The 5,026-nt window shown below is 71.0% G+C and carries 5 protein-coding genes and 1 tRNA gene; 4 read left to right on the top strand and 2 right to left on the bottom strand.

Going from position 1 to position 5,026, the window contains the following annotated elements; translation table 11 throughout:
- Positions 1-197: 197 nt before the first annotated feature.
- Positions 198-285: transfer RNA gene (locus tag ACZ4W5_RS27660), tRNA-Leu, on the bottom strand.
- 303 nt (positions 286-588) lie between these two features.
- Here ACZ4W5_RS27660 and ACZ4W5_RS27665 point away from each other — a divergent pair.
- The 3 genes from ACZ4W5_RS27665 (at position 589) to ACZ4W5_RS27675 (ending at position 3,593) form a co-directional block, all read left to right on the top strand.
- The gene (locus ACZ4W5_RS27665; RefSeq protein WP_465657597.1) at positions 589-1,920 is read left to right on the top strand and encodes a M20/M25/M40 family metallo-hydrolase; all 1,332 of its coding nucleotides are present in this window, start codon (positions 589-591) and stop codon (positions 1,918-1,920) included.
- A gap of 295 nt (positions 1,921-2,215) precedes the next feature.
- Positions 2,216-2,458, top strand: coding sequence for a chaplin (locus ACZ4W5_RS27670; RefSeq protein ID WP_402485714.1), 243 nt, complete (start codon positions 2,216-2,218; stop codon positions 2,456-2,458).
- A gap of 283 nt (positions 2,459-2,741) precedes the next feature.
- The gene (locus tag ACZ4W5_RS27675; protein ID WP_465657598.1) at positions 2,742-3,593 is read left to right on the top strand and encodes a chaplin; all 852 of its coding nucleotides are present in this window, start codon (positions 2,742-2,744) and stop codon (positions 3,591-3,593) included.
- Positions 3,594-3,722: 129 nt separating this feature from the next.
- Here ACZ4W5_RS27675 and ACZ4W5_RS27680 read toward each other — a convergent pair whose 3' ends face one another.
- Positions 3,723-3,932: a DUF5703 family protein gene (locus ACZ4W5_RS27680; protein WP_350517275.1), complete on the bottom strand. Its 210-nt coding sequence runs from the start codon at positions 3,930-3,932 to the stop codon at positions 3,723-3,725.
- A 363-nt stretch (positions 3,933-4,295) separates the two neighbouring features.
- Between ACZ4W5_RS27680 and ACZ4W5_RS27685 the strand changes: the two genes are divergently transcribed.
- On the top strand, positions 4,296-4,895 hold the full coding sequence (locus ACZ4W5_RS27685; RefSeq protein WP_360246125.1) for a hypothetical protein: 600 nt from the start codon (positions 4,296-4,298) through the stop codon (positions 4,893-4,895).
- Positions 4,896-5,026 lie beyond the last annotated feature (131 nt).

The following is a 5,026-nucleotide window of genomic DNA, read 5'->3' on the forward strand; positions in this document are numbered from 1 at the left end:
AGTGGCGGGCCACCCCCCCACCCCCCCCCCCCCCCCCCCCCCCCCCCCCCCCCCCCCCCCCCCCCCCCCCCCCCCCCCCCCCCCCCCCCCGGTCCCGTCCCCGGCCCGACCGACCCACCGGTGGCGCCGGAAAACGGAAAAGTGCCGGTCGAGAAGGATCTCGACCGGCACTTTCCCCGAGCCCACAGGCTCACAGCTGGTGTCCGAGGGGGGACTTGAACCCCCACGCCCGATAAAGGGCACTAGCACCTCAAGCTAGCGCGTCTGCCATTCCGCCACCCGGACCGGGTGTCGTCCTCGCGGCTTCCGATCTCTCGTCCGTCGCGCTGACAGATGTAACTGTAGCAAAGATCGGCTTGAGCTCCCAAAACGGCTCCGGAACGGGCGGACGTGCTGGTGGCGGGGCCGGTGGCCGGAGCAGGGGGCGGTCTGTGGCGGGGGTGTGACCAGCGGGTTTCGGGGGCGTGCGGGGGGTGGATCGTGATCGAGGGCTGGGGGAGGATGGGCGGACGTGCTCGTACGGCCCGGGTGCAGGTCCTGGGGGTGGCGCGCTGGCGCGTCGGTGCGGGCCCAAGACGAGGAGTGACCGTGAGCGAGCGGAGCGAGTCGGCGGCGCCGAAGGTGACGGCTGAGTCGGAGGTCGCCGAGATCTGTCGCGATCTGATCCGGATCGACACCAGCAACTACGGGGACGGCTCCGGTCCGGGCGAGCGCAAGGCAGCCGAGTACGTGGCCGAGCAGCTCGCGGAGTTCGGGATCGAGCCGCAGATCTTCGAGTCGGCCAAGGGGCGGGCCTCGACGGTGGTCCGGATCGAGGGCGAGGACCGGTCCCGCCCAGGCCTGCTGATCCACGGCCACACCGACGTGGTGCCGGCCAACGCCGCGGACTGGACGTACGACCCCTTCGGCGGCGAGATCGCCGACGGCTGCGTCTGGGGGCGCGGCGCGGTCGACATGAAGGACATGGATGCGATGACCCTCGCCGTCGTCCGTGACCGGCTGCGCACCGGCCGCAAGCCCCCGCGCGACCTGGTGTTCGCCTTCCTCGCGGACGAGGAGGCCGGCGGCACCTACGGCGCCCGCTTCCTGGTGGACAAGCACCCGGAGCTGTTCGAGGGCGTGACCGAGGGCATCGGCGAGGTCGGCGGCTTCTCCTTCACCGTCAACGACCAGGCCCGGTTCTACCTGGTGGAGACGGCCGAGAAGGGCATGCACTGGATGCGCCTGACGGTCGAGGGCCGGGCCGGGCACGGCTCGATGTCGAACGACGACAACGCGATCACCGAGCTGTGCGAGGCCGTCGCCCGGCTCGGCCGCCACAAGTTCCCGCTGCGGATCACCCCGAGCGTGCGGGCCTTCCTGGACGAGCTGTCGGACGTCCTCGGGTACCGGCTGGACCCGGAGGACATGGACGAGGTGGTCCGCGTGCTCGGCGGCATCGCCAAGATGATCGGCACCACGTTCCGCAACACCGCCCAGCCGACCATGCTCGGCGCCGGCTACAAGGTGAACGTGATCCCCGGTCAGGCCACCGCCCACGTGGACGGGCGCTTCCTGCCCGGCTACGAGGAGGAGTTCCTCGCCGAGCTGGACAGCGTGCTGGGCCCGCGCGTGAAGCGGGAGAGCCTGCACTCGGACCGGGCGATCGAGACCGACTTCGACGGCGCGCTGGTCGAGGCGATGCAGACCGCGCTGCGTGCGGAGGACCCGATCGCCCGGGCGGTGCCGTACTGCCTGTCGGGCGGGACGGACGCCAAGTCCTTCCAGGACCTCGGCATCCGCTGCTTCGGCTTCGCGCCGTTGCAGCTGCCGCCGGAGCTGGACTTCGCCGGGATGTTCCACGGCGTGGACGAGCGGGTGCCGGTGGACGGGTTGAAGTTCGGCGTCCGGGTGCTGGACCGCTTCATCGACGCCTGCTGATCGATCGACGCCCGCCGATCGAGCGAGGACTGCCGATCAGACTGATCAGGCGACTGGGTCGGCCCGCTCCCGGACTGCCGGGGGCGGGCCGACCGCATTGTCGGAGCGCATGATTGTGGGACGGGTGGAAAGCGGTCAACAGAAACGATTCTGCTTGTAATTCATCGCCGAGCATCTGTGCGAAGGATCACCGTTGCGGGTGAATGGGAAATCTGTTCCGTACCCCGTTTGCCGCAGCGTCGTTCATTCCTTTGCAGCCCGCCGAACGGGTTGCGTTGTCCATACAGGAGGAATGATGAAGGTCAAGAAGATCGCCGCTGTCGCCGCCGCCACCGGTGGCCTGGTGCTCGCCGCCGCCGGTGTGGCGTCCGCTCACGGCGGTGCCGCTGCCGATGGTGTGGCCGCGGGCTCCCCGGGTGTCGTCGCGGGCAACCAGGTCCAGGTCCCGGTCCACGTGCCGGTGAACCTGTGCGGCAACACCGTCAGCGTGATCGGCGTGCTGAACCCGGCGTTCGGCAACCACTGCGCCAACTTCTGAGCCGATCTCCGGGCCGCTGAGGCCCGTTGAGCCGGGCTCGGTACGGCCCCCGGGCGGCGGACGCGCCGCGCCGGGGGCCTTTGCGTGTCGGGTTCGACAAGATCGAACGCCCCGATCACTCGATCGGGTGAAGCTGCTTCGTTCGGCTCAACCTCCCCGTTGGCCTCTCGTTAGCTCCTGTGCAGTCAAAGGCCTTGCGCGATTTCTGGATATTCGGAAATTCCGACTTTCATACGGGTTCATGCCAAGGTCGCCACGCCGTCTCGAAACGTCAGGGGAAATCATGAGGAATGTAGCCAAGAAGGGGATCCTCACTGCCGTGGCCACCGGCAGCGTGCTGGCCTCGACCGCCGGCTACGCCTACGCGGGCGCCGAGGCGCAGGGAGGTGCCGCGGGATCACCGGGTGTCGCCTCGGGGAACTCGGTGCAGGTGCCGGTCGAGGTGCCGATCAACGCCTGCGGCAACACGGTCGACGTGATCGGCGTGCTGAACCCGGCGTACGGCAACCACTGTGCCAACGCCTCCGGCAGCGGCCGCCACGCCGCCCCGCAGCCCGGCCAGGGCGGCCACTCCGGAGGCAGTGCCGGTTCCGGCGCGGGAGCCACCCGGGGCTCCTCCGCCTCGGGTGCCTCGGCGAGCGGCACCGCGGCGAACTCGCCCGGGGTGATCTCCGGCAACAGCGTCCAGGCCCCGGTGCACGTCCCGGTCAACGCCTGCGGCAACTCCGTGAACGTGGTGGGCGCCGGCAACCCGGCCTTCGGCAACGAGTGCGGCAACGTGGCCCACCCCGCCCCGAAGCCGAGCGACGACTGCCCCGAGGACCACACCCCGCCGTCGTCGACCGGTGGCGACACCGGTACGGGCGGCCCGCGCACCGGCGGCCCGTCGACCGGCGCCACCCCGAGCACCCCGGTCGCCCAGCCGTCGAGCAACGGCGGCACCCAGGTCGTCCCGGCCGCCGCCCACACCAGCGCCCCGGCCGCCCCGGCCGCCCCGGCCGCCCAGAGCGTCGCCGCGAACGGTGAGCTCGCCCACACCGGCGCCGGTGGCGTCGAGATGCTCGGCGCCGCCGGGCTCGCGCTGCTGATCGGTGGCGGCGTGCTCTACCGCCGGGCCCGCGCCGGCGCCCGCTGAGCCCGCTCGTGGAGCCCGTCGACGGACAGAGTTGAACAGCTGAACACCTGAACAGATGAACGGACGCACCTGCGGCCGCCCGGTGAACGGGCGGCCGCAGGTGCGTGAAGGTTCGGCGTGTGCCGCCCGTCACCAGCTCCGGATCTGCCGGATGATCCGTCGCTTGAGTCGGACCGTCCGGCTGCCGTCGGGGAACAGTCGCAGTCGGTCGAGCTCCCAGTGCCCGTACTCGGCATGCTCGGTGAGCAGTTGGCGCGCCGCGTTGCGGGTGGTGCCGCGCGGCATGCGCAGCGACTGGTACTCGTACTCCGGCTGCCGGACCGGCTTCGGTGGGGTCAAAACGCTCCTCCTGAGGATCACCTGCACGCAAGCCTACGGCCTGCCCCGGACGGTCGGCCCGGGTATTTCCGGCCGTCCTCCCGTCCCGGTGCGGCGGTTCGACGGCTCCCGGCCCGGAGGCTCGTCTGACAGTGCATCAGTTCTGTTGCTGCTGTGGAGGGGATACCCCGATACCGGCGCGCGAAGCGGTACCCGGACGGCCCCGCCGGGCCGGGTGCACGCCCTCTGCGCCCGCCCCGCGCCGGTCCCGACGGGGGACAGAACACCCTGAATCGGACATCAGGGGGGAAGTTGCGGTGAAATCGCGGGTGTAGGTGACAACCGCTGTGCGTACCGGCGCTGCGGGGAGATAGCGTCTGCACCATGTCTGATGCCGCGCAGCCCACCATTGCCGAGGTACGCGCCGCCGCTGAGGCGGTCAAGGCCGCCATCGACCGTCATCTGGAAGCGGTGTCAAGCCCCAACGCAGCTGATGATCCCGCCGTCTCCGCTGCCTACGAGCAGCTCGCGACGGCGGCCATCGCCTACGACCAACTCCTGTACGAGGTCTACGACGAGGTCACCCCGTTCGAGATCCCCGGCGACGAGGGGCCGGGCGGCTACCACGGCCCGGAACAGCCCGAGGCGATCAGCGTGCTGATCCGCCGCGACTACCACGTGGTCGACCCCAAGCGGCTGCGCGCGCAGGCCGAGCGGCTCGACGAGTCGCTGACCCCGGGGGGTGCCGGCGGCGTGAACTCCGCGATCGGCGTGCTGTTCGGCGAGTACGAGCCGGACGAGATCGCCGCCCGTAGCGAGGAGTTCGGCCTGGAGGAGGCGGACTCGACGCTCTGGGTCGCGGCGGCCGAGCCGACCGAGCCGGGGGAGTGGTTGCCGGAGCCCTTCGAGCACGCCGACCCGCAGTTGCTGATCTGCCGGTTCGACGTGAGCGAGGTCTACGACGACGAGGACCCCGACGACTGACATCGGACGAACGTGGGGGGGGGGGGGGGGGGGGGGGGGGGGGGGGGCGTGGCACCGGTTTGTGTTGGTGTGTGGCGGGGGGGGGGGGGGTTTTGGGCCACCTCTTCTTCCAGGGGGGTCTCTTGGGAGGT

This window comes from Kitasatospora sp. NPDC029367 (assembly GCF_055569135.1).

What these genes read in the sequence shown, in the direction of transcription:
- ACZ4W5_RS27670 (WP_402485714.1), top strand. Translation starts at nt 2,216, where the DNA reads ATGAAGGTCAAGAAGATCGCCGCTGTCGCCGCCGCCACCGGTGGCCTG.
- ACZ4W5_RS27675 (WP_465657598.1), top strand. Translation starts at nt 2,742, where the DNA reads ATGAGGAATGTAGCCAAGAAGGGGATCCTCACTGCCGTGGCCACCGGC.
- ACZ4W5_RS27685 (WP_360246125.1), top strand. Translation starts at nt 4,296, where the DNA reads ATGTCTGATGCCGCGCAGCCCACCATTGCCGAGGTACGCGCCGCCGCT.